24 protein-coding genes are annotated in these 25,817 nt (G+C 68.8%); 11 read left to right on the top strand and 13 right to left on the bottom strand.

Annotation, left to right across the window (positions count from 1 at the left end):
* Nucleotides 1-64: 64 nt before the first annotated feature.
* Nucleotides 65-1,123, bottom strand: a complete 1,059-nt coding sequence (locus ACX12L_RS10885) for a GTP pyrophosphokinase (RefSeq protein ID WP_459262567.1) — start codon at nucleotides 1,121-1,123, stop codon at nucleotides 65-67.
* Between the two features lie 82 nt (nucleotides 1,124-1,205).
* Entirely contained in the window at nucleotides 1,206-2,204 is a 999-nt protein-coding gene (gene dusA / locus ACX12L_RS10880; RefSeq protein ID WP_459262566.1) for a tRNA dihydrouridine(20/20a) synthase DusA, read from the bottom strand.
* Between the two features lie 236 nt (nucleotides 2,205-2,440).
* Between dusA and ACX12L_RS10875 the strand changes: the two genes are divergently transcribed.
* Complete coding sequence (locus tag ACX12L_RS10875; RefSeq protein WP_459262565.1) at nucleotides 2,441-3,568, top strand: saccharopine dehydrogenase family protein; 1,128 nt, start codon at nucleotides 2,441-2,443, stop codon at nucleotides 3,566-3,568.
* Here the strand turns inward: ACX12L_RS10875 and ACX12L_RS10870 are convergent, their stop codons facing one another.
* The 6 genes from ACX12L_RS10870 to ACX12L_RS10845 form a co-directional block, all read right to left on the bottom strand.
* Entirely contained in the window at nucleotides 3,569-5,395 is a 1,827-nt protein-coding gene (locus ACX12L_RS10870) for an AMP-dependent synthetase/ligase (protein ID WP_459262564.1), read from the bottom strand.
* A 101-nt stretch (nucleotides 5,396-5,496) separates the two neighbouring features.
* Entirely contained in the window at nucleotides 5,497-6,132 is a 636-nt protein-coding gene (locus ACX12L_RS10865; protein ID WP_459262563.1) for a GntR family transcriptional regulator, read from the bottom strand.
* A gap of 13 nt (nucleotides 6,133-6,145) precedes the next feature.
* Complete coding sequence (locus ACX12L_RS10860) at nucleotides 6,146-7,078, bottom strand: hydroxymethylglutaryl-CoA lyase (RefSeq protein WP_459262562.1); 933 nt, start codon at nucleotides 7,076-7,078, stop codon at nucleotides 6,146-6,148.
* An 8-nt stretch (nucleotides 7,079-7,086) separates the two neighbouring features.
* Nucleotides 7,087-8,055, bottom strand: a complete 969-nt coding sequence (locus ACX12L_RS10855; RefSeq protein WP_459262561.1) for a Bug family tripartite tricarboxylate transporter substrate binding protein — start codon at nucleotides 8,053-8,055, stop codon at nucleotides 7,087-7,089.
* A gap of 37 nt (nucleotides 8,056-8,092) precedes the next feature.
* Nucleotides 8,093-9,316, bottom strand: coding sequence for a CaiB/BaiF CoA transferase family protein (locus tag ACX12L_RS10850; protein ID WP_459262560.1), 1,224 nt, complete (start codon nucleotides 9,314-9,316; stop codon nucleotides 8,093-8,095).
* A gap of 93 nt (nucleotides 9,317-9,409) precedes the next feature.
* Complete coding sequence (locus ACX12L_RS10845) at nucleotides 9,410-10,861, bottom strand: short-chain fatty acyl-CoA regulator family protein (protein WP_459262559.1); 1,452 nt, start codon at nucleotides 10,859-10,861, stop codon at nucleotides 9,410-9,412.
* A gap of 116 nt (nucleotides 10,862-10,977) precedes the next feature.
* On the opposite strand from ACX12L_RS10845, the gene scpA reads away from it, so the two are divergent.
* The 7 genes from scpA to bioB all read left to right on the top strand — a co-directional run bounded on the left by scpA (nucleotide 10,978) and on the right by bioB (nucleotide 20,087).
* Nucleotides 10,978-13,119, top strand: coding sequence for a methylmalonyl-CoA mutase (scpA, locus tag ACX12L_RS10840; protein WP_459262558.1), 2,142 nt, complete (start codon nucleotides 10,978-10,980; stop codon nucleotides 13,117-13,119).
* A 49-nt stretch (nucleotides 13,120-13,168) separates the two neighbouring features.
* Nucleotides 13,169-14,176: a methylmalonyl Co-A mutase-associated GTPase MeaB gene (gene meaB, locus ACX12L_RS10835; protein ID WP_459262557.1), complete on the top strand. Its 1,008-nt coding sequence runs from the start codon at nucleotides 13,169-13,171 to the stop codon at nucleotides 14,174-14,176.
* Between the two features lie 56 nt (nucleotides 14,177-14,232).
* Complete coding sequence (locus ACX12L_RS10830; RefSeq protein WP_459262556.1) at nucleotides 14,233-15,765, top strand: acyl-CoA carboxylase subunit beta; 1,533 nt, start codon at nucleotides 14,233-14,235, stop codon at nucleotides 15,763-15,765.
* A gap of 10 nt (nucleotides 15,766-15,775) precedes the next feature.
* The gene (locus ACX12L_RS10825; RefSeq protein WP_459262555.1) at nucleotides 15,776-16,072 is read left to right on the top strand and encodes a hypothetical protein; all 297 of its coding nucleotides are present in this window, start codon (nucleotides 15,776-15,778) and stop codon (nucleotides 16,070-16,072) included.
* 47 nt (nucleotides 16,073-16,119) lie between these two features.
* A complete protein-coding gene (gene accC, locus ACX12L_RS10820) occupies nucleotides 16,120-18,168 on the top strand; it encodes an acetyl-CoA carboxylase biotin carboxylase subunit (protein WP_459262554.1) in 2,049 nt (682 codons plus the stop codon).
* Between the two features lie 60 nt (nucleotides 18,169-18,228).
* Nucleotides 18,229-18,690 carry a VOC family protein gene (locus tag ACX12L_RS10815; protein ID WP_459262553.1) on the top strand — a complete coding sequence of 154 codons (462 nt, stop codon included), beginning with the start codon at nucleotides 18,229-18,231 and terminating at the stop codon, nucleotides 18,688-18,690.
* Nucleotides 18,691-19,049: 359 nt separating this feature from the next.
* A complete protein-coding gene (gene bioB, locus ACX12L_RS10810; protein ID WP_459262552.1) occupies nucleotides 19,050-20,087 on the top strand; it encodes a biotin synthase BioB in 1,038 nt (345 codons plus the stop codon).
* Nucleotides 20,088-20,152: 65 nt separating this feature from the next.
* On the opposite strand, the gene ACX12L_RS10805 is transcribed toward bioB, so the two are convergent.
* A complete protein-coding gene (locus ACX12L_RS10805) occupies nucleotides 20,153-21,160 on the bottom strand; it encodes a Bug family tripartite tricarboxylate transporter substrate binding protein (RefSeq protein WP_459262551.1) in 1,008 nt (335 codons plus the stop codon).
* 120 nt (nucleotides 21,161-21,280) lie between these two features.
* Between ACX12L_RS10805 and ACX12L_RS10800 the strand changes: the two genes are divergently transcribed.
* Genes ACX12L_RS10800 through ACX12L_RS10790 form a run of 3 tightly spaced genes read left to right on the top strand, consistent with a single transcriptional unit; the run spans nucleotide 21,281 to nucleotide 24,283 of the window.
* Complete coding sequence (locus tag ACX12L_RS10800) at nucleotides 21,281-21,961, top strand: response regulator (RefSeq protein ID WP_094436809.1); 681 nt, start codon at nucleotides 21,281-21,283, stop codon at nucleotides 21,959-21,961.
* Entirely contained in the window at nucleotides 21,927-23,315 is a 1,389-nt protein-coding gene (locus tag ACX12L_RS10795; RefSeq protein WP_459262550.1) for a sensor histidine kinase, read from the top strand. The genes ACX12L_RS10800 and ACX12L_RS10795 overlap by 35 nt, the downstream gene beginning before the upstream one ends.
* Nucleotides 23,312-24,283 (top strand): Bug family tripartite tricarboxylate transporter substrate binding protein, encoded by a 972-nt coding sequence (locus ACX12L_RS10790; protein WP_459262549.1) that lies wholly within the window; start codon nucleotides 23,312-23,314, stop codon nucleotides 24,281-24,283. Before ACX12L_RS10795 ends, ACX12L_RS10790 begins: the two co-directional genes overlap by 4 nt.
* A 110-nt stretch (nucleotides 24,284-24,393) precedes the next feature.
* On the opposite strand, the gene ACX12L_RS10785 is transcribed toward ACX12L_RS10790, so the two are convergent.
* The 4 genes from ACX12L_RS10785 to ACX12L_RS10770 all read right to left on the bottom strand — a co-directional run bounded on the left by ACX12L_RS10785 (nucleotide 24,394) and on the right by ACX12L_RS10770 (nucleotide 25,813).
* Entirely contained in the window at nucleotides 24,394-24,840 is a 447-nt protein-coding gene (locus ACX12L_RS10785) for an OsmC family protein (protein ID WP_459262548.1), read from the bottom strand.
* Nucleotides 24,837-25,130, bottom strand: a complete 294-nt coding sequence (locus ACX12L_RS10780; RefSeq protein WP_459262547.1) for a rhodanese-like domain-containing protein — start codon at nucleotides 25,128-25,130, stop codon at nucleotides 24,837-24,839. Before ACX12L_RS10780 ends, ACX12L_RS10785 begins: the two co-directional genes overlap by 4 nt.
* 97 nt (nucleotides 25,131-25,227) lie before the next feature.
* Nucleotides 25,228-25,437 (bottom strand): YgaP family membrane protein, encoded by a 210-nt coding sequence (locus tag ACX12L_RS10775; RefSeq protein ID WP_459262546.1) that lies wholly within the window; start codon nucleotides 25,435-25,437, stop codon nucleotides 25,228-25,230.
* A 34-nt stretch (nucleotides 25,438-25,471) separates the two neighbouring features.
* Nucleotides 25,472-25,813, bottom strand: a complete 342-nt coding sequence (locus ACX12L_RS10770) for a hypothetical protein (RefSeq protein ID WP_459262545.1) — start codon at nucleotides 25,811-25,813, stop codon at nucleotides 25,472-25,474.
* Between the last annotated feature and the right edge of the window lie 4 nt (nucleotides 25,814-25,817).

Here is a 25,817-nt window from a genome sequence, read left to right as displayed (position 1 = left end):
CCACAAATTTTTGATAGCACATGCTGCTTTGCGGCCGGGAGCTTTCGCCGTTCTTGACCTGTATCTAGGCATATGAAGTTCCCTGTAGCCATGCTTCGAAGGCCTCGCGGGAACTGTTGCGTAAAGCACGCCGGAACAGCTGTTTGTCGCCCAGGTACAGGCAGTGGCGGATCACGGTGAAGGGGGTGAAGCTGCCCTCGGGGGTGTGCTCCTCGTAGAACTGCTTGTAGCGCTTGACCGTGGCCAGGGTCTCGCGCATCAGCGCATTGAAGCGCGCACGGGTGATGCCCGGCGACCAGGCCCGGATGTCGTCCACGAACTGGTCCACCTTCTGCGCATCGAACTCCGCGTCCTTGAAGAAATGGTTGGCGATCTTCAGGAAGGTGAAGGCATTGAGCTCGCTGCCGGGCGCGGGCGCCCGCGCGGCGCCGGATTCGGGCTCGGTGATCTCGTCGGACGCGCGCTGCAGCTCGGCCGCGGTGGCGTCGCGGATCTGGCGGAACTCGCGGTCGGCCAGCTCGAACAGCGCCGACAGCACGTTGATGCGGCGCTTGAGCTGCGCGGGAATCGATTTCTTGTACTTGATCTTGTGGTCCAGCACGCTCCAGGCGTCCTGGATGATGGTGCGCACCTGCAGCTCGAATGGCTGGTTGGCGTAGGCCGCGTTCTGGGGCAGCGCCGCCTGCTCGGCGTTGAGCCGCAGGTCCAGGTGCAGGCCCTTGTAGCCGAACGAGGCCTCGGTGCCCTCAATGGCGCTGACCTTGTCTGTCACGTCGATCACGTCGAAGTGCGACTGCACGATCTGCGCCACCTTCTCCAGCTCGTCCTCGTAGAGGCAGACCACGCGCACGCCGATCAGGTCGGTGATGTAGTGGCGGATTTCGTAGGGCGTGCCGCTTTCCTCCAGCGCCGTGCGGTATTTGCGGGAGAACTTGTGCACGCATTCGTCGCGGTCCTTCACGCGGCCCTCGACCTTGGCGATGTCGATGTGGCGGGCCTGGGAGAGGATGGACTGCAGCAGCGCCATGAAAAACGCGCAGGCCTGCTGCAGCGCCGGCAGCTCCTGTGCGTAGAAGGCGTGGAAGACGGACTCCTCGTGCGCGGGCTGGGACATTGAAGACATGGGGCGGTGAGGGTGCAAGATGGCTTTTCCAATGGTAGGGCAGCATGCCCGGCGTGTGTTTGGATGGGCCGGCGCCCCTCCGTCAGCCCTTGACTGACCTGGTGCGCGCCAGCGCCATCACCTCGCGCGCGGGCAGGTCTTTCAGGCGGTGGTCGCTCCACACTTGGCGCCAGCGGCGCGCGCCGCTCAATCCGTTGCGCAGGCCCAGCATGTGGCGCGCCACGGCATACCAGTGCGTGCCGTACGCGGCGGCCTCGCGCTCCATGTAGGCCACCATGTCCTCCTCGACCTGCTCGCGCGTCAGCGCGGACGGCGCGGTGCCGAAGAACAGCTCGTCCCAGCGCGCCAGCCACCAGGGGTTGTGGTAGGCCTCGCGGCCCACCATCACGCCATCGACCAGCGCCAGCTGTTCCAGCACGGCCGCGTCGGTCTGAAAGCCCCCGTTGATGGCGATGGTCAGGTGCGGGAAGTCCGCTTTCAGGCGCGCGGCGACCTCGTAGCGCAGCGGCGGTATCTCGCGGTTTTCCTTGGGCGACAGGCCCTTGAGCCAGGCATTGCGCGCGTGCACGATGAACACGCGGCAGCCCGCCTCGGCCACGGTGCCCACGAAGTCGCGCACGAAGCCATAGTCCTCGCCCTGGTCAATGCCGATGCGGTGCTTGACGGTGACGGGGACATCCACCACATCCACCATAGCCTTCACGCAGTCCGCTACCAGCCGCGGCTCGTTCATCAGGCAGGCGCCGAAGGCGCCGCGCTGCACGCGCTCGCTGGGGCAGCCGCAGTTGAGGTTGATCTCGTCATAGCCCCACTGCGCGCCCAGGCGGGCGCCGTGCGCCAGGTCGGCCGGCTCGCTGCCGCCCAGCTGCAGCGCCACGGGGTGCTCGGCCTCGCCGAAGCGCAGGTGGCGCGGCACGTCGCCATGCAGCAGCGCGCCGGTAGTCACCATCTCTGTGTAGAGCAGGGCGTGGCCCGACAGCAGGCGGTGCAGGTGGCGGCAGTGCCTGTCGGTCCAGTCCATCATGGGCGCCACACTCATGCGCCAGGGGTTGTGCGGGAAGGAGGAGGGCGCGGCTTGCACGGTGTTTCTTCAGGGACGGAGCGGGATAGGGGGCGGTATTGTCCCAGGTCCCCGCTTCCGCGCGGAGCGGCATGGCATTTGAGACATTTTCCGCCTCTAACGCTTATGGGCAAAGCGCTGGCAGCTATTGATACATGAGCGCCAAGGGCGCGCATCGCACCGGGCGGAACTACACACTGCCGGCAAACGCGCCTAGCATGCCTCCATCACGCAGGTCGTTTGGAAGGAGGCGCGCCATGCTCACCCCTCAACCCCATGCCACCCCGACGGGGGCCCGCCCCGTGCTGGTCCTGGGCGCGGGCCAGATCGGCCAGGCCATCGCGCTGCTGCTGTCCGATGCCGGCGGCTACGCGCTGCAGGTGGCCGACCGCAACCTCTCCTCGCTGCAGCGGGTGCAGGCCCTGGCGGGCGTAGCCACCGTGCATGTGCACGATGCGGCGGCGCTGGAGGCGGCCGTCGCCGGCTGCCATGCGGTGCTCAATGCCCTGCCATTCCATCAGGCCGTGGCGGTTGCCACGCTGTGTGCGCGGCACGGCGTGCATTACTTCGACCTGACCGAGGACGTGGCCGGCACCCGGGCGATTCGCGCCCTGGCCGATGGCGCGCGCAGCGTGCTCATGCCGCAGTGCGGGCTGGCGCCGGGGTTCATCGGCGTGGTGGGCAACGACCTGGCGCGGCGCCTGGACAGCGCGCAGGCCCTGCATCTGCGCGTGGGGGCGCTGCCGCGCTACCCGCAAGGCGCGCTGCGCTACAGCCTGACCTGGAGCACCGAGGGCCTGATCAACGAGTACTGCAACCCCTGCGAGGCCATCATCGACGGCCGGCCCACCCAGGTGCCGGCGCTCGACGGCCTGGAGACGCTGCTGATCGACGGCGTGGAGTACGAGGCCTTCCACACCTCGGGCGGCCTGGGCACGCTGCCGCAAACCTGGGAAGGGCGGATCGGGCACCTGGAGTACAAGACCATCCGCTACCCAGGCCACCGCGCCGCCATGCACCTGCTGCTGCACGAGCTGCGCCTGCGCGAGCGGCGCGCGCTGCTGCGCGAGCTGCTGGAAGGCGCCGTCGCCGCGGCACGGCAGGACGTGATCGTCATCCTGGCCACCGCCCATGGCCTGCGCGGCGGGCGGCTGGTGCAAGAGAGCTATGCCGCCCGCATCGTGGGCCGGCGCCTGCGCGGGCAGGCGCTCAGCGCCATCCAGCACACCACGGCCGCCGGCATCTGCGCCGCGCTGGACCTGGTGAGCAGCGGGCGGCTGCCGCAGGCGGGCTTCGTCCGGCAGGAGCAGATGGCGCTGGCGGACTTCCTGGCCAACCGCTTCGGACGCGTCTATGACGTGGAGGGCGTGCCGGCCGATGGCTGATCAGCGCTTCTGGTACATGGTTTCGATGGCATCCGCGTAATGCGCCATGAGGTTGTTGCGCTTGAGCTTGAGCGTGGGCGTCATGAAGGTGTTCTCGATCGTCCACGGCTCGCTCACCAGATGCACGGCGCGCGGCACCGCGTAGCGCGGGAAGCCGGCGGCGAGCTTTTCGATGCGCGCCAGCGCCGCGCGCTGGGCGCTGGGGTGGGCCAGGCTGGCGGGGTCGTCCGCGTCCAGGCCCAGCTGGGCGGCCAGCTGGCGCCATTCCTCGGCATGCACCACGGCCACGCAGGCGATGAAGGGGCGCTGCTCGCCGATCACCAGGGCCTGCTCGAACAGCGCATCGGCGGTGATGGCCAGCTCCAGGTCGGCCGGCGGCACCTTCTCGCCGGTGGAGGTGACGATGATTTCCTTGAGGCGGCCCAGGATGCGGATGCGGCCATCGACGATCTCGGCCTGGTCGCCCGTGCCCAGCCAGCCGTCGGGCGAGATGGTGCGCGCCGTGTCCTCCGGACGCTTCCAGTAGCCCTTCATGACGATGGGGCCGCGCACCTGCAGTTCGCGGTTTTCGCCGATGCGCACCTCCACGCCGGGCAGCGCGCGGCCCACGGTGGCGGGGTCGTTGTCGTCCAGCGTGTTCACGCTGACCACGGGCGTGGTCTCGGTCATGCCGTAGCCCTGCACCAGCGGCAGGCCCAGGCCCAGGAAGCACTGGGCGATGGCCGGCGACAGCGGCGCGCCGCCGCTCACCGCCACGCGCACGCGGCCGCCGAACCGGGCCAGCAGCGGCGCGGCCACCAGGGTGCGCAGCAGCGGCCAGGGCAGGGCGCGCATCCAGCCGCCGGCGCCGTCGTCCTGCGGCGCCGGCAGGCGCTGGGCCGCGCAGAAGCGCCTCCAGCCCACGGCCTGCGCGGCCTGGAACAGCTGCATCTTCAAGGGCGAAGGCGACAGGGTCTCGATGAGCCTGGCGTGCACGCGCTCGTAGATGCGCGGCACCGACACCAGCACCGTCGGGCGCACGGCCATCATGTCTTCGGCCAGCTGCGCCACCGAGCGCGCATAGGCCACGCAGCTGCCCGCGGCCATGGGCAGGTAATAGCCGCCCGTGCGCTCGAAGGTGTGCGACAGCGGCAGGAAGGACAGAAACACGTCGTCCTGCGTGGGGACGATGCGCTGCAGCACGGCCTTCACGTCGGCGATCACGTTGGCGTGCGTGAGCATCACGCCCTTGGGCTTGCCGGTGGTGCCGCTGGTGTAGACGATGGCGGCCAGATCCCCGGGGCCGGGCGGCGGGGGCAGGGGGGTGTCGGCCGCGGCATGCTGCAGCCAGGCGGACAGGGGCGCGACGGGAACGCCTTGCGGCCCTGCGCCCTGCGCCGGCGCCTGCGTCGTCGCCACCACGCCCATCAGGTGCGGCAGCGGCAGGCCCACGTCGCGCACGCGCTCCCACTGCTCGGTATCCTGCACGACGAGCAGCGAAACCTCCGCATCCTGCAGGATGTAGGCGATGCTGCCCGGATTGTCGATGGCATGCAGCGGCACGGGCACGCAGTCCGTGGCCATGGCGGCCTGGTCGATGCTCATGGCGTCCAGCCCGTTGGGCAGCAGCACGGCGATGCGCGCCCCCTGCGGCAGGCCCGACGCGGCTATCGCACGGCTCCACTGACCCACGCGCTCTTGCGCCTGGGACCAGGTCAGGCTGGTCCAGTGGCCGGTGGCGGGATCGCACTGGCGATAGGCTTCGCGGTCGGGCGTGAGGGCGGCGCGAAAGGCCAGCAGCTCGGGCAGGGTCTGCACGGCGCGCAAGTCGGGGGAGGATGGATTCATGCGTGCAATGTCGGTGGGGCCAGGCAAGGCAGGCCCGGCTTCACCGAAAAAGCACCCATCATAGGACGAACGCGCGGTTTTCCGCACGATCGTGCGGAAAATCAGCCGGCCGCTTCCAGCCCGTGGGCGAAGTGCGCGCGCATGGCCTGCGCGCTGGCCTGCGGGTCGCGTGCGCGCAGGGCGGCCAGGATAGCCTCGTGCTCGGCCAGCGAATCCTCGATGCGCCCCTGCTTGAGCAGGGAGTTGTGCCGGTTGAGCTTCATGACCTTGCGCAGGTCGGCCACCATCTGGCTGCGCCAGCGGTTGTCGGCCATCTCCAGCATGCGCATGTGGAAACGCTCGTTGAGGGTGAAGAAGCGCTCGCGGTCGCCCGCAGCAGCAGCCAGCTCGGCGTGCAGCGCCTCCAGCTCGCCCAACTGCTGTGGTGAGGCCGCAGCCGCCACCACGCCAGCGGCGTCGCTTTCCAGCAGCGCGAGCAGGTGGTAGACGTCGTGCAGGTCCTTGTCCGACATCTCCGTCACGTAGGCGCCGCGCCGCACCTTCATCGTGACTAGGCCTTCGGCCGCGAGCACCTTCAGCGCCTCGCGCAGAGGCGTACGGCTGATGCCGATTTCCTCGGCAATCCGGAGCTCGTCGATCCAACTCCCGGGCTCCAGTTCATGGCGGAAGATGCGCTGGCGCAGCAGTTCGGCCACTTCTTCGTACAGGGCTTGGCGGGGCAGCGGGACGGTCTTCATGCGCCCGAGAATATCAGTGCATGCAACCGCTGGCCGGCTGGTACGTGGACGGGATGCCCGCCATGGGAACGCTGCCGCGCAGCGCCTGCGCGGGCAGGTGCGGCGCGATGGCGGCGCGAGCCGCCAGGAGCGCCGGGAGGTCGATCTGCGTGGCGAAGCCCATGCTCTCCAGCATGAAGACCAAGTCCTCGGTGACGATGTTGCCCGACGCGCCGGGCGCGAAGGGGCAGCCGCCCAGCCCGCCCATGCACGCGTCGAATTCGCGGATGCCTTCCTGCAGCCCCACCAGCGCGTTGGCGAGCCCCAGGCCCATGGTGTCGTGCAGGTGGAGCTTGTGCAGCAGCGGGCCCACCGCGTCTTGCACGGCGCGCACGGTGCCCTGCACCAGGGCCGGATGGGCATAGCCCACCGTGTCGGCCAGGGTGATGCGGTCGGCGCCGGCCAGCGCCAGCGCCTTGGCGGCGGCCACCACGTCTTTCAGCGGCACGGTGCCTGCCACCGAGCAGCCAAAGGCCGAGGCGGCCACGCAGTCGACGCGCACGGGCCGCGGCTGCGCGCGCAGCCATTCGATGATGTCGCCGATGGCGGCGATGTGCTCCAGCGTGCCCTTGTTCACGTTGGCGCGGCTGTGCCGGTCGCTGGCCGATAGCGGAATCACGATGACGTGCGCGCCCGCCGCGTAGGCCGCCATGGCGCCCTTGAGGTTGGCGGCGAGGGCGTAGACCGTCAGCCCTTCGATCCGCAGCGCCTGCGCCACCACCGCCGCGGAGTCGGCCATTTGCGGCACGAGGCGCGGCGAGACGAAGCTGCCCACCTCGATGTCCTGTAAGCCGGCCACGTGCAGCGCCTTGATCCACGCGATCTTGGCTTCGGTGGAAACAGGCCGGGCGATCAGTTGCAGCCCATCGCGGGGGCCGACCTCGGTGACGGTGACGCGCTCGGACATGGGCTGGCCTACTGCTGCACCTGGATGTGTGCCGCCTGGATCGTCGTCTTCGCCTTGGCGATGTCGTTCTCGATGAGGCGGGAGAATTCCTTCGGCGTGGTGGAGCTGGCCTCCAGGCCCTGCTTGGCATAGGCGGCGCGCACGTCGGGGCGCGCCATGACCTGCACCACGGCGTCGTTCAAGGTCTTGACCACGTCGGCGGGCGTGCCGGCGGGCGCGAAGACGCCGTAGTAGGTGACGAAGCTGTAGTCCTTGTAGCCCGACTCGGCCACGGTCGGCACGTCGGGCAGCGAGGCGTTGCGCGCGGCGGAGGTGACGGCCAGCGCGCGCACCTTGCCGCTCTGGATGAGGTTGGTGGCCGACGAGATCGAGGCGCCGGCGACCTGCAGGTGGCCGCCCATCAGGTCCGCCAGCGCCGGGCTCGACCCCTTGTACGGCACGTGCTGCATCTTGAAGCCGGCCGCCGCCTGCAGCATTTCCACCGAAATGTGCACCGAGCCGCCCGTGCCGGAGGTGCCGTAGCTGATCCTGCCGGGCTCCTTGCGCGCGGCGTCGATGAGCTGCGCCAGGGTCTTGTAGGGCGAATCGGCGGTGACCAGCAGCACCATCGGCGTGGTGGCGAGCAGCGAGACCGGCTGCAGGTCCTTGATGGGGTCGTAGGAGGTCTTCATCAGCAGCGGGATCAGCGACACGTTGTCCGACTGGCCGATCACGATGTCGTAGCCCGTGGGCGCCGCGCGCGCCAGCTCGGCCAGGCCCAGCGCCGTGCCGGCGCCGGGGCGGTTGTCGGGCACCATCACCCAGCCCTTGGCCTCGGCCAGGTGGGTGGCCAGGTTGCGGCCGATGAAGTCGGTGCCGCCGCCGGGCGTGGAGGGGATGATCACGCGGACCGGCTTCGCGGGGAAGGGGGCGGGGGACTGGGCGTGGGCAAAGGCCGCAGTGGCCATCAGCGCCGCGATGAGGATTCGTCGTTGCATGGTGAAGGTGTCTCCGGGGAATGGGGGGTGGCGGCCGTCAGCCGCCGATCTTTCCGTGCTGGCGCAGCAGCGCGATGGCCTCGTCGTCCAGGCCGAGGTCTTTCAGGATCGCCACGGTGTGCTCGCCCACCTGGGGCGGGTCGGCGCGCTTGCCCACCTTGAGTCCATCGAATTCGAGGGGCAGAGCGGGCGTGGAAACATGCTCCCCGGTCGGGAGCACCGTCGGCATCAAGGCGCCGCCCTGCGTGAGGTGCGGGTCTTTCAGCAGATCATGGGGCTGGTTCACGGGCGCGTACGACAGCCTGGCCTTTTCGAGGGCTTCGCACAGGTCGGCGCTGTTCCAGTTCCTGAGCACTTCGGCCACGGCGGGCACGACCCACGGACGCGCGGCCTCGCGGTCGATGGCGGAGAACAGGCGCGCGTCCTCGGCCCAGCCCGGGGGCATGAAGGTGGCGGCGAAGGTGCGCCACTGCGCGTCGCTGACCACGGCGACGAAGACGCGCGCGCCGTCCTTGGTCGTGAACAGGTCGTAGACGCCCCAGGGCGGCTCGCGCTTGCTGCCGAAGGGCAGGGCCGGTGTGCCGGTCAGCTCGAACTGCGTGATGAACTGCGCCACCAGCAGCAGGTTGGTCTCGAACAGGCCCGCGCGGATGTACTTGCCCTTGCCCGTGCGTGCGCGCTCGTGCAGCGCGCTCAGGGCGCCGATCACGCCGAACTGACCGCCCAGGATGTCGTTGACCGAAGGCGCGGCGCGCTGCGGGCGGTCGTCGCTGCCGTTGATGTAGGCCATGCCGCCCATCATCTGGACCACCTCGTCCAGGGCCGTGCGCTCCTGGTAGGGGCCGCTCAGGAAGCCCTTGAGCGAGACGTAGATGGCACGCGGGTTGCGCGCGCGCACCGATGCATGGTCCAGCCCGTACTGCAGCAGGCTGTCGTCGCGGAAGTTCTCCAGCACGATGTCGGCCTTGTCGGCCAGGTCCTGGACGAGCTTGCGGCCCTCGGCCGACTTCAGATCGACCGCGAAGCTCTGCTTGTTGCGGTTGAACACGGGGAAGTAGCCGATGCCGGCGCTCTTGAGGCGGCGCGTGCGGTCGCCCTCCACGGGCTCCACCTTGATCACCTCGGCGCCCAGGTCGGCCAGCGTCATGCCGGTGGCGGGGCCCATGATCATGTGCGAGATCTCCAGCACGCGCACGCCCTTGAGCGGCAGGTCGCCGGGGGCGAGGTAGGGAGAAGGCGCGGAGGCAGATGGACTGGTCATGCTGGAAAGAATTAATTATTCTGAATTAATAATTACAAACAACTTGGACGTGATCTTGGCGCGGTTCACGGGTGCTCCGCATCCGATGAAACCCTAGGATGCAGGCGCGTAGGGCGCGAACCGCCGCGCGTTCGGGTCGATGGAGAGCGGCCGCCCCAGCGCGGGGAAGGCGCGCTGCACGCAGTTCTCGCGGTCGCAGACCTTGCAGCCCGAGCCGATCGGCACGGCGCGCTCGGGCGCGTCCAGCCCGAGGCCGTCGCCGTAGACCAGGCGGTGGGCATGGCGCGCATCGCAGCCCAGTGCCACCGAGAAGATGCGCCCGGGCGTTCCGTAGCCGCCGCGCCGGTGCTCCACCGTGCGGGCGATCCACAGGTAGGTGCGCTCGTCGGGCATGCGGGCCAGTTGCGTGAGGATCTTGCCCGGCTGCGAGAACGCGTCGTACACGTTCCAGAGCGGGCAGGTGCCACCGGTGCGCGAGAAGTGGAAATCGACCGACGACTGGCGCTTGGACATGTTGCCCGCCCGGTCCACCCGCACGAAGAAGAACGGGATGCTGTGCGGGGAGGCATGGCGCATCGTCGAGAGGCGGTGCCCCACCGTCTCGAAGCCCACGCCGAAGCGCTCGCCGAGCAGGTCGATGTCGTAGCGCAGTTCGTCGGCGGTCGTCTGGAACAGCCGGTTGGGCAGCAGCAGCGCCGCCGCGAAGTGGTTGGCGAAGCCGATGCGGGCCAGCGCGCGCGCCTCGTCGCTGCCGAAGTTGGCCGCGTTGGTGAATCCGTCGATCGTCGGCCCCGATTCCAGCAGCGCGAGCTGGATGCCCAGCTGGAACGCCTGCTGGCCGGCGCTCAGGCCCGCACCCAGGTGCAATTGATGGCTTTTGCGCTCGAGCGTGCGCAGTGGTTGCTCGATCGCGGGCGAGCCCGCCGCGCGCAGCACGGTGATGCCGTGGAGGGTGCGCAGCCGCTGCTCCAGCGCCGCCACGAGCTGGGCCGCGTGCGGCGCATGGGGGTCCGCGTCTTCCGGGCGCAGTTGCAGGTAGAGCTGCTCGGCCTGCTCGTCCAGCAGGGCCAGGTGCTGGTGGCCCGCGTAGAAGAACTCGCGCACCTCCTCGTACGGTTGCACGGGGGCGGAGGCGGCATGCGCGGCGTGGCCGCTGTCCGTGTTCTCCGCGATCACCGACAGGCGCTCCTCCGCCGCGCGGATGCGCTTGTGCATGCCCAGCAGGACGCGCGTGGCCGCCGGCAGTTGCTCGGCCAGGATGCGGGCCTCTGCCAGCGGTACGTGATCGCCGCCCGGTATGTCGGCCAGGGCGCCGCGCAATTGGCCTAGCTGCCGCGCCTGCGAATCCTCCGAAAATTGCTGCAGGTCGATGCCGAAGGCCGCCTGCAGCCGCAGCAGTACATTGACCGTGAGCGGCCGCTGGTTGTTCTCGATCTGATTCAGGTAACTGGGCGATACCTTCAGCGCCTGCGCCAGTGCCACCTGGGTCAGGCCGCGCTGCTCCCGCAGCGTCTTCAGGTGCGCCCCCATGAAAGCCTTGCTCATATTTGCAAATATCGCAAATTCACATTCGCAATTCGCATAAATTTTTCTACTGGATGTTGCGGATGTTCGGTGTTTTTGCGAACATTGTAAATATAGATATGACAGGGACACCCATTATGAATTTCGATTTTGGAGATCTGCAGCGCTGGAACCAGGCAGCCAGCAAGTCGGCCCCGCAGGGCGATGCAGGCAACTTGAACTGGATCACGCCGGACGGCATCACCGTCAAGCCGTTGTACACCGCCACCGATCTGAAGGGCTTGCCCTACACGGACACGCTGCCCGGCTTCGAGCCCTACCTGCGCGGCCCCCAGGCCACCATGTACGCGGTGCGGCCGTGGACGATCCGCCAGTACGCCGGTTTTTCCACCGCCGAGGAATCCAACGCCTTCTACCGCAAGGCGCTGGCCGCGGGCGGGCAGGGCGTGTCGGTGGCGTTCGACCTGGCGACGCACCGCGGCTACGACTCGGACCACCCGCGCGTCACGGGCGACGTGGGCAAGGCCGGCGTGGCCATCGACTCGGTGGAGGACATGAAGGTCCTCTTCGACCAGATCCCGCTCGACAAGGTGAGCGTCTCCATGACCATGAACGGCGCGGTGCTGCCGGTGCTGGCGGGCTACGTGGTGGCGGCGGAGGAGCAGGGCGTGTCGCAGGACAAGCTCTCCGGAACGATTCAGAACGACATTCTGAAAGAGTTCATGGTGCGCAACACCTACATCTACCCGCCCAAGCCGTCGATGCGCATCATCGGCGACATCATCGAGTACACGGCCAAGAACATGCCGAAGTTCAACTCGATCTCGATCAGCGGCTACCACATGCAGGAGGCGGGCGCCAACCAGGCGCTGGAACTGGCCTTTACCCTGGCCGACGGCAAGGAGTACGTGAAGACCGCCATCGCCAAGGGCATGGACGTGGACGCGTTCGCCGGGCGCCTGTCGTTCTTCTGGGCGATCGGCATGAACTTCTACCTGGAGATCGCCAAGATGCGCGCCGCGCGCCTGCTGTGGTGCCGCATCATGAAGGGCTTCGATGCCAAGAACCCCAAGAGCCTGATGCTGCGCACGCACTGCCAGACCTCGGGCTGGAGCCTGACGGAGCAGGACCCGTACAACAACGTGGTGCGCACCACCATCGAGGCCATGGCGGCCGTGTTCGGCGGCACGCAGTCGCTGCACACGAATGCGCTGGACGAGGCCATCGCGCTGCCCACCGAGTTCAGCGCCCGCATCGCGCGCAACACGCAGCTCATCATCCAGGAAGAGACCCACATCACCAACGTGATCGACCCCTGGGCCGGCAGCTACATGATGGAGAAGCTCACCCAGGACATGATGGACGCCGCCTGGAAGATCATCGAGGAGGTCGAGGCCATGGGCGGCATGACCGCCGCGGTGGATTCAGGCTGGGCCAAGCTCAAGATCGAGGCCGCCGCCGCCGAGAAGCAGGCGCGCATCGACTCGGGCAAGGAGGTCATCGTCGGCGTGAACAAGTACAAGCTCGCCAAGGAAGATCCGGTCGACATCCTGGAAGTGGACAACGTGAAGGTGCGCGAGAGCCAGATCGCGCGCCTGAACGATATCAAGGCAAAACGCGACCAAAGCGCCGTGGATCAAGCGCTGGCTGCTCTCACTTCCGCAGCAGAGTCCGGCCAGGGCAACCTGCTCGATCTCTCGATCAAGGCCATCCGCCTGCGCGCCACGGTGGGCGAGGTGTCGGATGCGCTGGAAAAGTCTTTCGGGCGCCACCGCGCCGATACGCAAAAGGTGACCGGTGTGTACGCTGCCGCTTACGACTCTGCCGAGGGCTGGGAAAAACTCAAGGGCGAGATCGATGCCTTCGCCGAAAGCCAAGGCCGCCGCCCGCGCGTGATGATCGCCAAGCTGGGCCAGGACGGGCACGACCGTGGCGCCAAGGTGGTGTCCACCGCGTTCGCCGACCTGGGGTTCGACGTGGACATCGGCCCGCTGTTCCAGACCCCCGAGGAGTGCGCGCGCCAGGCCATCGAGAACGACGTGCACGCCGTGGGCATCTCCACCCTGGCGGCGGGCCACAAGACGCTGGTGCCCGCCATCATCCAGGCGCTGAGGGAGCAGGGCGCGGACGACATCATCGTCTTCGTCGGCGGCGTGATTCCGCAGCAGGACTACGGCTACCTCTACGATGCGGGCGTCAAGGGCATCTACGGCCCCGGCACACCGATCCCGGCCAGCGCCAAGGACGTGCTGGAGCAGATCCGCAAGGCCATCGCTTGACGCTCCCGCCCGCCCGATGGGCGGGTTTTTTGAGACTTTGCAATCCGGCATGACACCCCACCCCCTGCTCGAAGCCATCACCCGCGGCGCCCCCTCGGCCCGCCGCCGCGCCATGGCCAAGGCGATCACGCTGCTGGAATCGACGCGGCCCGACCACCGCGCCCAGGCCGATGCGCTGCTCACCGAGCTGCTGCCGCACACGGGCCGGGCGCTGCGCCTGGGGATCAGCGGCGTGCCCGGCGTGGGCAAGTCCACCTTCATCGAGGCGCTGGGGGTTTACCTGATAGCCCAGGGCCTGAAGGTGGCGGTGCTGGCCATCGACCCGTCCTCTTCCGTCTCGGGCGGCTCCATCCTGGGCGACAAGACGCGCATGGAGCAGCTCTCCATGCAGGAGAACGCCTACATCCGCCCCAGCCCCAGCGGCGGCACGCTGGGCGGCGTGGCCGAGAAGACGCGCGAGAGCCTGCTGGTCTGCGAGGCCGCAGGCTACGACGTGGTGATCGTGGAAACCGTGGGCGTGGGCCAGAGCGAGACGGCCGTGCACGGCATGACCGACATGTTCTGCGTGCTGCAGCTGCCCAACGCGGGCGACGACCTGCAGGCCATCAAGAAGGGCGTGATGGAGCTGGCCGACCTGGTGGTCATCAACAAGGCCGACATCGACGCAGCGGCGGCCACGCGCGCCCAGGCGCAGATCACGTCGAGCCTGCGCCTGCTGGGCTTCCACGGCAACCCGGAGCACGACCCGCACAATGCCGCGCAGTGGCGCCCCAGGGTCATCCAGGCCAGCGCCCTGCAGCACCAGGGCATGGAGGGCTTCTGGGCCGTGGTGTGCGAATTCCGCCAGCTGCAGACCGCCAACGGCCGCCTGGCCGCGCGGCGCGAGAAGCAGGCCCTGGCCTGGATGTGGGAGCGCATCGACTTCGGCCTCAAGCAGGCATTCCGCGCCCACCCGCAGGTGCGCGCGCTGCTGCCGCAGATGCAGGCCGACGTGGCCGCAGGCCGCATCGCCGCCAGCACTGCGGCAAGAAATCTGCTTGCAGCGCAGGCTGGATAAGCGCTGGCAGCTATCAAATACAGAGTCAACGAGATACCAACGAAGGAACGAACCTCATGCAAACCATCCTCGATCAACTGGAGCAAAAACGCGAACTCGCCCGCCTGGGTGGGGGCCAGAAGCGCATCGACGCACAGCACAAGAAGGGCAAGCTCACGGCGCGCGAGCGCATCGAGCTGCTGCTGGACGAAGGCACGTTCGAGGAATGGGACATGTTCGTCGAGCACCGCTGCACCGACTTCGGCATGCAGGACAACAAGATCCCCGGCGACGGCGTGGTCACCGGCTACGGCATGATCAACGGCCGGCTGGTGTTCGTGTTCAGCCAGGACTTCACCGTGTTCGGCGGCGCGCTGTCGGAGGCGCATGCCGAGAAGATCTGCAAGATCATGGACCAGGCCATGAAGGTTGGCGCGCCGGTGATCGGCCTGAACGACTCCGGCGGCGCGCGCATCCAGGAAGGCGTGGCCTCGCTGGGCGGCTACGCCGACGTGTTCCAGAAGAACGTGATGGCCAGCGGCGTGGTGCCGCAGATCAGCATGATCATGGGCCCTTGCGCGGGCGGCGCGGTGTATTCGCCCGCCATGACCGACTTCATCTTCATGGTCAAGGACAGCAGCTACATGTTCGTCACCGGCCCCGAGGTGGTGAAGACCGTGACGCACGAGGAGGTGACGGCCGAGGAGCTGGGCGGCGCCATCACCCACAGCACCAAGAGCGGCGTGGCCGACCTGGCGTTCGAGAACGACGTCGAGGCCTTGCTGATGCTGCGCCGCCTGTACAACTACCTGCCGCTGAACAACCGCGACAAGCCGCCCGTGCGCCCCAGCAAGGACCCGGCCGACCGCATGGACCGCAGCCTCGACACCCTGGTGCCGGACAACCCGAACAAGCCCTACGACATGAAGGAGCTGATCACCAAGACCGTGGACGACGGCGACTTCTTCGAGCTGCAGTCCGACTACGCCAAGAACATCATCATCGGCTTCGCCCGCATGGAAGGGCAGACCGTGGGCATCGTGGCCAACCAGCCGCTGGTGCTGGCCGGCTGCCTGGACATCAAGAGCTCCATCAAGGCCGCGCGCTTCGTGCGCTTCTGCGACGCCTTCAACATCCCCGTGGTCACCTTCGTGGACGTGCCCGGCTTCATGCCCGGCACCGCGCAGGAGTACGGCGGCATCATCAAGCACGGCGCCAAGCTGCTCTACGCCTATGCCGAGTGCACCGTGCCCAAGATCACCGTCATCACGCGCAAGGCCTATGGCGGCGCGTATGACGTGATGGCCTCCAAGCACCTGCGCGGCGACGTGAACTTCGCCTGGCCGAACGCCGAGATCGCCGTGATGGGCGCCAAGGGCGCGGTGGAGATCATCTTCCGCGAGGACAAGAACGACCCCGTGAAGCTCGCCGCCCGCGAGGCCGAATACAAGGAACGCTTCGCCAACCCGTTCGTCGCCGGCGCGCGCGGCTTCATCGACGACGTGATCCTGCCGCACGAAACGCGCCGGCGCATCTGCCGCAGCCTGGTCATGCTGCGCGAGAAGAAGCTGGAGAACCCGTGGCGCAAGCACGGCAACATTCCGCTGTGAGGGAAAACGCATGAAGGGCGCACTGATCTCCCTGCTCGAGACCGTGTTCGACACGCTGCTCGACACCTGGTGGCGGCGTGAGCACCGCCAGCGCCGGGGGCGCGCGCAGCGGCCGCTGGGGGAAGATCTTGCCGAGGTGGCGTACTTCAACGTCGTGACCGTCACGGTGTGGGGCGTGGTGGCCTGCGCCGTGTTTTTCACCCTTCATCTGGGGTTCGGCCTGCCGTTCGGCTGGAGCTTCGCGGGCGCCGTGGTTCCCGTGGGCATCTACCTCGGCTGGCGTTTCATCCGATTGCTGAATCAATAACCGGCGTGCGATGGCATCGCGGCCAACTTAACAATTCGAGTCCAATCATGTTCAAGAAAATTCTGATTGCCAATCGCGGCGAGATCGCCTGCCGCGTCATCGCGACGGCGAAAAAAATGGGCATCGCCACCGTCGCCGTCTATTCCGACGCCGACAAGGAAGCGCGCCACGTCAAGCTGGCCGACGAGGCCGTGCGCCTGGGGCCACCGCCTTCGCGCGAGTCGTATCTGCTGGCGGACAAGATCATTGCCGCCGCCAAGCAGACCGGCGCCGAGGCGATTCATCCGGGCTACGGCTTCCTGAGCGAAAACGAGGCCTTCGCCAAGCGCTGCGAGGACGAGGGCATCGCCTTCATCGGTCCCAAGGCGCATTCGATCGCCGCCATGGGCGACAAGATCGCCTCCAAGAAGCTGGCCAACGAGGCCAAGGTCAACACCATTCCCGGCTACAACGACGCTATTCAAACGCCCGAGCAGGCGGTGGAGATCGCCAAGGGCATCGGCTACCCGGTGATGATCAAGGCCAGCGCCGGCGGCGGCGGCAAGGGCCTGCGCGTGGCCTTCAACGACAAGGAGGCGTTCGACGGCTTCGCCAGCTGCCAGAACGAGGCGCGCAACAGCTTCGGCGACGACCGCGTGTTCATCGAGAAATACGTGCAGGAGCCGCGCCACATCGAGATCCAGGTGCTGGGCGACAGCCACGGCAACGTGGTCTACCTGAACGAGCGCGAATGCTCCATCCAGCGCCGCCACCAGAAGGTCATCGAGGAAGCGCCGTCGCCCTTCATCAGCGACGCCACGCGCAAGGCCATGGGCGAGCAGGCCGTGGCCCTGGCCAAGGCCGTGAAGTACCAGAGCGCGGGCACGGTGGAGTTCGTGGTCGGCAAGGACCAGGACTTCTACTTCCTGGAGATGAACACGCGCCTGCAGGTGGAGCACCCGGTGACGGAATGCATCACCGGCCTGGACCTGGTGGAGCTCATGATCCGCGTCGCCGCGGGCGAAAAGCTCCCCCTGACCCAGGCCGACGTGAAGCGCGACGGCTGGGCCATCGAGTGCCGCATCAACGCCGAGGACCCGTTCCGCAACTTCCTGCCCTCCACCGGCCGCCTGGTGCGCTTCTCGCCGCCGGCGCAAAGCATGTTCCAGTCCGACACCGGCAAGCGCTTCGGCGTGCGCGTGGACACCGGCGTGTACGAGGGCGGCGAGATCCCCATGTACTACGACTCGATGATCGCCAAGCTCATCGTGCACGGCACGGACCGCGATGACGCCATCGCCAAGATGCGCGCCGCGCTCAACGGCTTCGTCATCAAGGGCATCAGCAGCAACATCCCGTTCCAGTCGGCACTGCTGGCGCACCCCAGGTTCGTCTCGGGCCAGTTCAACACCGGCTTCATCGCCGAACACTACGCCAACGGCTTCGTGGCCGAGGACGTGCCGCACGAAGACCCGGACTTCCTGGTCGCCCTGGCCGCCTACATGTACCGCCGCTACCGCGCGCGCGCCAGCGGCATCACGGGGCAGCTGGCGGGCCACGAGGTGCAGGTGGGCGAGCAATTCGTCGTCATCACCCTGGGGCTGGAGGGCAAGCGCGAGTACCACCCGCTGTCGGTGACCGACTTCGAAAGCGATTCCGGCTCCAGCATCGTGCACCTGAACGGCAAGGACTACCGCATCAGCAGCACCGCGCACCTGGGCAGCATCCGCGTGCAGGGCGCGTGCAACGGCCAGGGCTTCACGGCCCAGATCGAGCGCGGCACGCCCAAGAACCCGCTGGGCCTGCGCATAGCGCACAACGGCACGCAGGTGGAGGCGCTGGTGCTCACGCCCGAGCGCGCCGAACTGTTCAGGCTCATGCCCTACAAGGCGCCGCCGGACCTGTCCAGGTTCCTGCTCTCGCCCATGCCCGGCCTGCTGGTGGACGTGGCCGTGCAGCCGGGGCAGAAGGTGCAGGCGGGCGAGAAGCTCGCCGTCATCGAGGCCATGAAGATGGAGAACATCCTCTTCGCCGCGCAGGACGGCGTGGTGGGCAAGATCGTTGCCGGCAAGGGCGAGTCCCTGGCCGTGGACGACGTGATTCTCGAATTTCAATAAAAACAGGCCCTGGCGCTTGCCCAGCAAGCGCCAGCAGCTATCAAAACAGGAATATTCACCATGACCCGCCCCTTCAAGGTCCTAGGGATACAGCAAGTCGCCATCGGCGGCACCGACAAGGGCCGCATGAAAAAGCTCTGGGTGGACATGCTCGGCCTGACGCAAACCGGCACCTTCCAGAGCGAACGCGAGAACGTGGACGAGGACATCCTCGCCATGGGCCAGGGCCCGTACAAGGTCGAGGTGGACATCATGCAGCCGCTCGACATCGACAAGAAGCCCGCCGTGCACGCCACGCCGCTGAACCACATAGGCCTGTGGATCGACGACCTGCCCACCGCCGTGCAGTGGCTCACGGCCCAGGGCGTGCGCTTTGCGCCCGGCGGCATACGCAAGGGCGCGGCCGGCTACGACATCTGCTTTCTGCACCCCAAGAGCAATGACGAATTCCCGATAGCGGGCGAGGGCGTGCTCATCGAACTGGTGCAGGCCCCCCCGGAGGTGATTGCTGCGCTGGGTTGATCCGCAGCACCGTCTGGCAACGCATCGAGGCCCTGGCTGGAAACAGCCAGGGCCTTTGTTTTGCCTGGCTGGTGCGTGACAGAGGGAGATTTCTGCGCGATTTTTAGCGCCCGTTTCGCCGGCGTTCGCGGCAATTGCGCGCAGTTCGACGGCGGTTGCCGCAGGGAATTCCGGCGCCTTTGGAAAGCGGGCAAATGCCGTCAATTCGCGTGCATCTGCCGCCAAAAATAGGCTGTTTTAGGTGTTTTTGCAGGCAGATTTTCTCCCCCGATTATTTGCACCCGAAGGGCTTCACAAGGTTCCGCGGCATTCACACAATCGCAGCCGCTTTGCAGCCCGGCTGCTTTTTGGAGTGATGAATGACGACGATTTCGCTGGCAGACATGCCGACGCCCATGACGCAAGAACCGCCCGCCGCGCCCGGCTCCGGCCGCTGGAGCGTGCAGGCGGTGCAGGAACTGCTGGAGCGCCCGTTCCTGGACCTGCTCTGGCAGGCCCAGGCGGTGCACCGCGAGCATTGGCCGGCGGGCGACATCGAGCTGGCGACCCTGCTGTCGGTGAAGACCGGCGGCTGCCCGGAGAACTGCGGCTACTGCCCCCAGTCCACCCACTTCGACACGGGGGTGCAGGCACACAAGCTGATGGGCGTGGACGAGGTGCGCGCCGCCGCCCAGGCAGCGAGGGACGCCGGCGCCACGCGCTTTTGCATGGGGGCGGCCTGGCGCGCGCCCAAGGACCGCGACATCGAAAAAATGTCGGAGCTGATCCGCGCCGTCAAGGGCCTGGGCCTGCAGACCTGCGCCACGCTGGGCATGCTGCAGCCGCACCAGGCGCAGGCGCTGAAGACGGCGGGGCTCGACTACTACAACCACAACTTGGACACCGCGCCCGAGTACTACCGGGACGTGGTCAGCACGCGCAGCTACCAGGACCGGCTGGACACCCTGCGCCACGTGCGCGCCGCCGGCATCAGCGTGTGCTGCGGCGGCATCATCGGCATGGGCGAGGCGCCGGTGCACCGCGCCGGCCTGATCGCGCAGCTGGCCAACCTCGACCCCTATCCGGAATCCGTGCCCATCAACAGCCTGGTGCCGGTGCCCGGCACGCCGCTGGCCGGCAGCGCGCCCGTGGACCCGCTGGACTTCGTGCGCGTGATCGCCGTGGCCCGCATCACCATGCCGCGCGCACGCGTGCGCCTGTCCGCCGGGCGCGAGGAACTGGGCGAGGCGGTGCAGGCGCTGTGCTTCCTGGCCGGCGCCAACTCCATCTTCTACGGCGACAGGCTGCTCGTGACCGGCAACCCCGGCGCGGCCGCCGACGAGCGGCTGCTGGCCAAGCTGGGGCTGAACGGCAGGCACACGCGGGAGGCCGCGCCGGAGCACGCCTGCTGCGCCTGAGTCACTATGCTATCAATAGCTCGCAGCGCTTTGTGGATGGGCGCTGCAAGCCATTTTGGTCCAAATCAACCCATGCCCTCGGGCCGGATCTGCGCACGCTCGATCACCGGCTTCCAGCGCGCCTGCTCGGCCTTGATGAAGGCGTCGAACTCGGCACTGCTGTTGCCCACGGCCAGGGCCGTCTCCTGCGCCAGCTTCTCCTTGACCAGCGTGCCGCGCGCGGCCTTGACGGCCTCGGCCTCCAGCTTGGCCAGGTGCGCCTTGGGCCACTTGCTCGGCGCGATCAGGCCGTACCACTGCGTCATCTCGAAACCCTTGAAGCCCTGCTCGGCCACCGTGGGCACGTCGGGCATCTGGGCCAGGCGCTGCGCGGTGCCGGTGGCGATGCAGCGCAGCTTGCCCGCCTTGATGAAGGGCAGCAGCGCGGGCGCGCCCACCGCGGCGGCCTGCAGGCGGCCCGCCATCAGGTCGGTGAGCATGGGGCCCGTGCCGCGGTAGGGCACGTGCAGCATGAAGATGCCGCTGGCCATCTTGAGGTACTCGAACGCCAGGTGCCCGGCGCTGCCGTTGCCCGCGCTGCCGTAGTTGAGCTGGCCGGGCTTGCCCTTCACGTAGGCGATGAAGTCCTTGAGGTTCTTCACCGGCAGGTCGGGGTGCACCACGTAGAGGCTGGGCACCTTGGACAGCAGCGTGATGGGCGCGAAGTCGCGGTTGGCGTCGTAGGGCAGCCTGGGGAAGATGAAGGGGTTGACGGCCAGCGTGCCGATGTGGCCCAGGATCAGCGTGTGCTCGTCGGTGCTGTTCGCCACTTCCTGCATGGCGATGTTGCCGGCCGCGCCGGGCTTGTTGTCCACGAACATGTTCTGGCCGATGGTCTTGGAGATCTCGGCCGCCGCGGCGCGGGCCACGATCTCCGAGCTGCCGCCGGGCGCGAACGGCACCACCAGGCGCAGCGGCTTGGTGGGCCAGGCGGCCTGGGCGCGCGCCTGGGACAGCCACGGCGCGGTGGCGGCGGCAGCGCCGCCCGCCAGCAGCTGGCGGCGGTTGAGGAAGGTCGTCGGGGAATGGGGCATGTGCGTGTCTCCTGTGGGTGGGGCCCGGCGCCGGTCGCCCGGGCACGCCGCGATGGTGCACGGGGCGACCTATCAATTGCCTTTCAGGAACGCCGGCGGCCGCCGCAGATAATCCGCGCCATGCGCATCCTGTTGGCCGAAGACGAGCGGCCCCTGGGCGAGTGGCTGGCCAAGGCCCTCGAACAGGGCGGCTGCCGCGTGGACTGGTGCGACGACGGCCGGCTGGTGGAGCGCGCGCTGGCCGGGCGCGACTACGACGCGCTGGTGCTCGACCTGGGCCTGCCCGGGCGCGACGGCGGCACCATCCTGCGCCGGCTGCGCGCGCGCGACGAGCGCATCCCCGTGCTGGTGCTGACCGCGCGCGACACGCTGGGCGAGCGGGTGCGCAGCCTCAACGAGGGCGCGGACGACTTCCTGGCCAAGCCCTTCGAGCTGGCCGAGCTGGAGGCGCGCCTGACCGCCCTGGTACGCCGCGCGCGCGGCAGCGAGCACCCGCGCCTGGCCTGCGGCCCGCTGCAGTTCGACACGGTGACGCGCCAGTTCACGCTCTCGGCCGAGCCGCTGCAGCTCTCGCCGCGCGAGCATGCGCTGCTCAAGGCGCTGGTGCAGCGCAGCGGCGAGCCGCTCACGCGCCAGCAGGCCATGGACCGCGTGTTCGGCGACGACGAGGACGTGCAGCCCTCGGTGATCGACGTGCTGCTGCACCGCCTGCGCAAGCGCCTGGAGGGCAGCGGCGTGCGCATCCACACCTACCGGGGGCTCGGCTATGTCCTGGAGCTGGATACGCCAGGCCAGCACTAGGCAGCGCCTGCTCGCGCTGCTGCTGCCGGCCATGACGCTCATGGCCGCCGTGGGCCTGTGGTTCACGCGCGAGGACGCCATCGCCTCCACCAACGCGGCCTACGACCGCTCGCTGCTCGGCGCCATCAGGGCGCTGGACCTGAACGTGTCCACCGCCTCGGGCGGCCTCGCGGTGGAGCTGCCCTACCGGCTGTTCGAGTTCTTCCAGCTCACCGCCAAGGGCAGCGTGTACTTCCGCGTGGCCACGGCCGACGGGCTGGTGGAGCTGGGCAGTCCCGACCTGCCCGCGCCCCCCGCGGCGCTGCAGCCGGGCCGCCCGGTGTTCTACGACGCGAGCTACTTCGGCGAGAACGTGCGCGTGGGCGCATTCATGCGCGCGCTCGACGATGCGCCCGAGGGCAGCGACAGCCGCTACCTCGTGATCCAGGTGGCCGAGGGCACGGCCTCGCGCGAGCAGTTCACCGCCGGCTTCGTGCGCCGCGCCGCGCTGCGCGACGGGGCGCTGCTGGCCGTGCTGCTGGCCAGCGTGGTGGCCGTGCTGGGCGTGGCGCTGCGGCCCATCACGCGGCTGGCCGCGCAGACCCGCTCGCGCGCGCCCGACGACCTGCGCCCCATCGAGGCCGACGGCCTGCCGCGCGACATCCAGCCCCTGGTGGCCGCCGTGAACCAGCAGATGGAGCGCACGCGCCAGCTCATGGACGCGCGCCAGAGCTTCGTGGACGACGCCTCGCACCAGCTGCGCACGCCCCTGGCCACGCTGCGCGCACAGCTCGACTACGCCCTGCGCGAGCCCGACGCCGGGCGTCAGCGGATCGCGCTGCAGGCGCTGTCGGCGGCGCTGTCCGGCGCCATCCGCGCCACCAACCAGCTACTGGCGCTGGCGCGCAGCGACACGGCCCAGGCGCTGGCGGAGCCCGTGGACCTGGCGCAGCTCGCGCGCGACGTGGCCGTGGAGCTGCTGCCCCTGGCGCGCACGCGCGGCGTGGACCTGGGCGTGGAAGGCGACGCCGGCCAGGCCTGGGCCCGGGGCGACCGCGGGCTGCTGTGCCAGGCGCTGCTCAACATCACCCACAACGCCATCGAGCACGGGCGCGAACACGGCGTGGTGACCCTGACGGCCGGCACCGACGCGCAGGGCTGCTGGCTGCGCGTGGTGGACGACGGGCCCGGCATGCCGCCCGAGCTGGCGGGCCGGGCGGGCCAGCGCTTCGCCAAGGGGCGCGAGAGCCGCGGCTCGGGCCTGGGCCTGGCCATCGCGCGCTCGGTCATCGGGCGCCACGGCGGCGCGCTGCGCCTGGAGACGGCGCCGCCCGGGCAGGGCGCCTGCGTCATTTTGTGGTGGCCGCGCGCATGAAGGCCGGGCTGCTGCTGCGGGTGCTGCTGCCCTGGCTGCTGCTGGCCTGCGGCGCCGCGGCGCAGACGGGCCCGCGCTGCATCGCGCCGGCCAAGCCCGGCGGCGGGTTCGACCTGACCTGCCAGGCGCTGGGCCGGCTGCTGCACGCCTCGGGCCAGCTCGCGCAGCCGCTGCCCACGGTCTACCAGCCCGGCGGCATCGGCGCGCTGGCGTTCAAGAGCAGCGTCACCCGGCGGCCGGACGACGGCGGGGCGCTGGTGGCGTTCTCGTCGGGCTCGCTGCTCAACCTGGCGCAGGGGCGCTTCGGCCCCTATGACGAGCGCAGCGTGCGCTGGCTGGCCGGCATGGGCATGGACTACGGCGTGATCGCCGTGCGCCAGGACGCGCCCTACCGCACGCTGCCCGCGCTGGTGGAGGCGATGCGCGCGCAGCCCGCTCGCGTGGTGTTCGGCGCGGGCGGCTCCATCGGCAGCCAGGACTGGATGAAGGCCGCGCTGCTCGCGCGCGCGGCCGGCGTGGGCCACAAGGCCATGCGCTTCGTGGCCTTCGAGGGCGGCGGCGAGGCGCTGGCGGCCCTGGTGGGCGACCACGTGCAGGTGGTGCCCGGCGACGCGGCCGAGGTGGCGCGGCAGATCGACCAGGGCGCGCCCATCCGCATCCTGGCGGTGCTCGCGCCCGATCGCCTGCCGGGCCGCTGGGCGCGCACGCCCACGGCGCGCGAACAGGGGCTGGACATCGAATGGCCCATCCTGCGCGGCGTGTACCTGGGGCCCGGCGTGAGCGAGCAGGCCTTCCGCCACTGGGCGGGCATGCTGGAGCGCGCCATGCAGCATCCCGCGGCGGCGCAGGAACTGGAGCGCTTCGGCCTGCAGCCCGTGGCGCTCACGGGCGCGGCGCTGGACGCCGCCGTGCGCAGCCAGATGGACGCCTACCGGCGCCTGGCACGCGACTTCGGCGTGATGCGCTGAGGGCTTCTACGGATTTGAATTCAAGCGGATAACTAGGCGGGGCGCCGCAGACAGTGCTGTAGCACGGCAAGGCGCCCCAACAACGTTATACGGTTGAAGGCAAATCCGTACTATTTGAGCACGCGCCCCTCGGCATCCAGCACCTGCACGGCGATCGGTATGCCCTGGCCCACGCTCTGCGTGACGGTGCAGAACGACTCGAACTGGCCCAGCACCCGGTCCAGGTGCTGCAGCTGCTGCGCCGGCACGCCCAGGCGCAGCGTGGCGGTCATCTGCAGGATGCGCAGGCGGCCCTCGGCGTTGCGGCCCACCTCGGCCTGCACCGTGGCGTGCAGCGGCTCGGGCTGCTGCTTGAACTTGCGCAGCGCGAACAGCAGCGAGTCGCTCAGGCAGTTGCCCACGGCCGCGCACAGCAGGTGCACGGGCGAGGGGCCCTGGCCCCCGCCCAGCGGCGCGGGCTCGTCGGAGACCAGCGGCGGCACGCCGGCGCCGAAGCGGTTCTCGTAGCGGTAGTCGGCGATCTGGGCCAGCTCCACGGTCACAAGTTCGTTGTTCATGCGTTTTCCTTCTCCATCGCGTTTCCCAGCCGCAGGGCCACGGCCCCGACGCTGCCGCCGTTGGTCACCTGGGTGTAGCCCTGCGCGCGCAGCCACTGCGCGGCCATTTCCGAGCGCGCGCCCGAGACGCAGCACAGCACTATCGGCGCGTCGCGCCCGGGCAGTATGTCGCAGGCCGCGTCCTGCAGCATGTTCAGGGGCAGGTTGATGGAGCCCGCCATGTGGCCGGCGGCGAATTCGCCGGGCGAGCGGACGTCCACCACGAGGGGGTGGGCGAAGGGCGTGGTCATGGAAAGCCTGCGGGCCGCGGGCGCGGCGTTGTTGCTCTTGAATGAATAGCTTCCAGCGCTTGTCAGGCAAGCGCTGGAGCCTGTTCTTGCCTGAAACTCAGCAGCCGGGCTGCACGCCCAGCTTGCGCAGGATGCTCTCCATCAGGCACCACTTGGTGAACCCGCTTTGCAGCAGATTCGCGCCCACGAAGGCGGTGAAGGCCAGCCACCAGGGGCTCACGAAGATCGGGCTGCCGGGCACGCCCAGGGCGAGCGAGAGCAGCACGAAGGCGCCAGCGACGATGCGCACGATTTGCCAGGATGTCATTTGAAAGCTCCTTTGGATAGAGACCGTAAAAAAACTAAGCGGCGCTGCGGCAGCGCGGGCAGGCCAGGGCCGCCAGCGGCCACACGAACAGGGCGGCCAGCACGCCCAGGCCCAGGGCGATGGCCAGCAGGTTGGCCCAATCGACCCAGTAGTCCATGTTGGACAGCGACGACTGCGTGAGCGACGGCACGGCCGCCACCAGCACGGCCGCCACGATGGCGCCCAGCAGCAGGGCAGGGCGCAGCGCGCGCAGGCCCATGCGCCCGCGCGCGGCCACCAGCAGGGCGATCCACACGAGCAGCGCGAGCAGCAGCGCGGGCCAGATGCCCAGCGCGATTTCGTAGACGATGTTCAGGACCAGCCAGATTTCGTACATGGTG

The organism is Alicycliphilus sp. T452, assembly GCF_054512775.1.
The sequence above is the reverse complement of the archived record's forward strand: the minus strand, read 5'-3'. Positions and strand labels throughout refer to the sequence as shown.

Coding starts and splice junctions, on each gene's coding strand:
- meaB (WP_459262557.1), top strand. CDS start 13,169: ATGACACCCCACCCCCTGCTCGAAGCCATCACCCGCGGCGCCCCCTCG.
- ACX12L_RS10865 (WP_459262563.1), bottom strand. CDS start 6,132: ATGAAGACCGTCCCGCTGCCCCGCCAAGCCCTGTACGAAGAAGTGGCC.
- ACX12L_RS10860 (WP_459262562.1), bottom strand. CDS start 7,078: ATGTCCGAGCGCGTCACCGTCACCGAGGTCGGCCCCCGCGATGGGCTG.
- ACX12L_RS10785 (WP_459262548.1), bottom strand. CDS start 24,840: ATGAACAACGAACTTGTGACCGTGGAGCTGGCCCAGATCGCCGACTAC.
- ACX12L_RS10780 (WP_459262547.1), bottom strand. CDS start 25,130: ATGACCACGCCCTTCGCCCACCCCCTCGTGGTGGACGTCCGCTCGCCC.
- ACX12L_RS10870 (WP_459262564.1), bottom strand. CDS start 5,395: ATGAATCCATCCTCCCCCGACTTGCGCGCCGTGCAGACCCTGCCCGAG.
- ACX12L_RS10790 (WP_459262549.1), top strand. CDS start 23,312: ATGAAGGCCGGGCTGCTGCTGCGGGTGCTGCTGCCCTGGCTGCTGCTG.
- ACX12L_RS10830 (WP_459262556.1), top strand. CDS start 14,233: ATGCAAACCATCCTCGATCAACTGGAGCAAAAACGCGAACTCGCCCGC.
- ACX12L_RS10815 (WP_459262553.1), top strand. CDS start 18,229: ATGACCCGCCCCTTCAAGGTCCTAGGGATACAGCAAGTCGCCATCGGC.
- ACX12L_RS10795 (WP_459262550.1), top strand. CDS start 21,927: ATGTCCTGGAGCTGGATACGCCAGGCCAGCACTAGGCAGCGCCTGCTC.
- ACX12L_RS10845 (WP_459262559.1), bottom strand. CDS start 10,861: ATGAGCAAGGCTTTCATGGGGGCGCACCTGAAGACGCTGCGGGAGCAG.
- ACX12L_RS10850 (WP_459262560.1), bottom strand. CDS start 9,316: ATGACCAGTCCATCTGCCTCCGCGCCTTCTCCCTACCTCGCCCCCGGC.
- ACX12L_RS10855 (WP_459262561.1), bottom strand. CDS start 8,055: ATGCAACGACGAATCCTCATCGCGGCGCTGATGGCCACTGCGGCCTTT.
- ACX12L_RS10825 (WP_459262555.1), top strand. CDS start 15,776: ATGAAGGGCGCACTGATCTCCCTGCTCGAGACCGTGTTCGACACGCTG.
- ACX12L_RS10800 (WP_094436809.1), top strand. CDS start 21,281: ATGCGCATCCTGTTGGCCGAAGACGAGCGGCCCCTGGGCGAGTGGCTG.
- ACX12L_RS10885 (WP_459262567.1), bottom strand. CDS start 1,123: ATGTCTTCAATGTCCCAGCCCGCGCACGAGGAGTCCGTCTTCCACGCC.
- scpA (WP_459262558.1), top strand. CDS start 10,978: ATGAATTTCGATTTTGGAGATCTGCAGCGCTGGAACCAGGCAGCCAGC.
- ACX12L_RS10775 (WP_459262546.1), bottom strand. CDS start 25,437: ATGACATCCTGGCAAATCGTGCGCATCGTCGCTGGCGCCTTCGTGCTG.
- bioB (WP_459262552.1), top strand. CDS start 19,050: ATGACGACGATTTCGCTGGCAGACATGCCGACGCCCATGACGCAAGAA.
- accC (WP_459262554.1), top strand. CDS start 16,120: ATGTTCAAGAAAATTCTGATTGCCAATCGCGGCGAGATCGCCTGCCGC.
- ACX12L_RS10805 (WP_459262551.1), bottom strand. CDS start 21,160: ATGCCCCATTCCCCGACGACCTTCCTCAACCGCCGCCAGCTGCTGGCG.
- ACX12L_RS10770 (WP_459262545.1), bottom strand. CDS start 25,813: ATGTACGAAATCTGGCTGGTCCTGAACATCGTCTACGAAATCGCGCTG.
- ACX12L_RS10875 (WP_459262565.1), top strand. CDS start 2,441: ATGCTCACCCCTCAACCCCATGCCACCCCGACGGGGGCCCGCCCCGTG.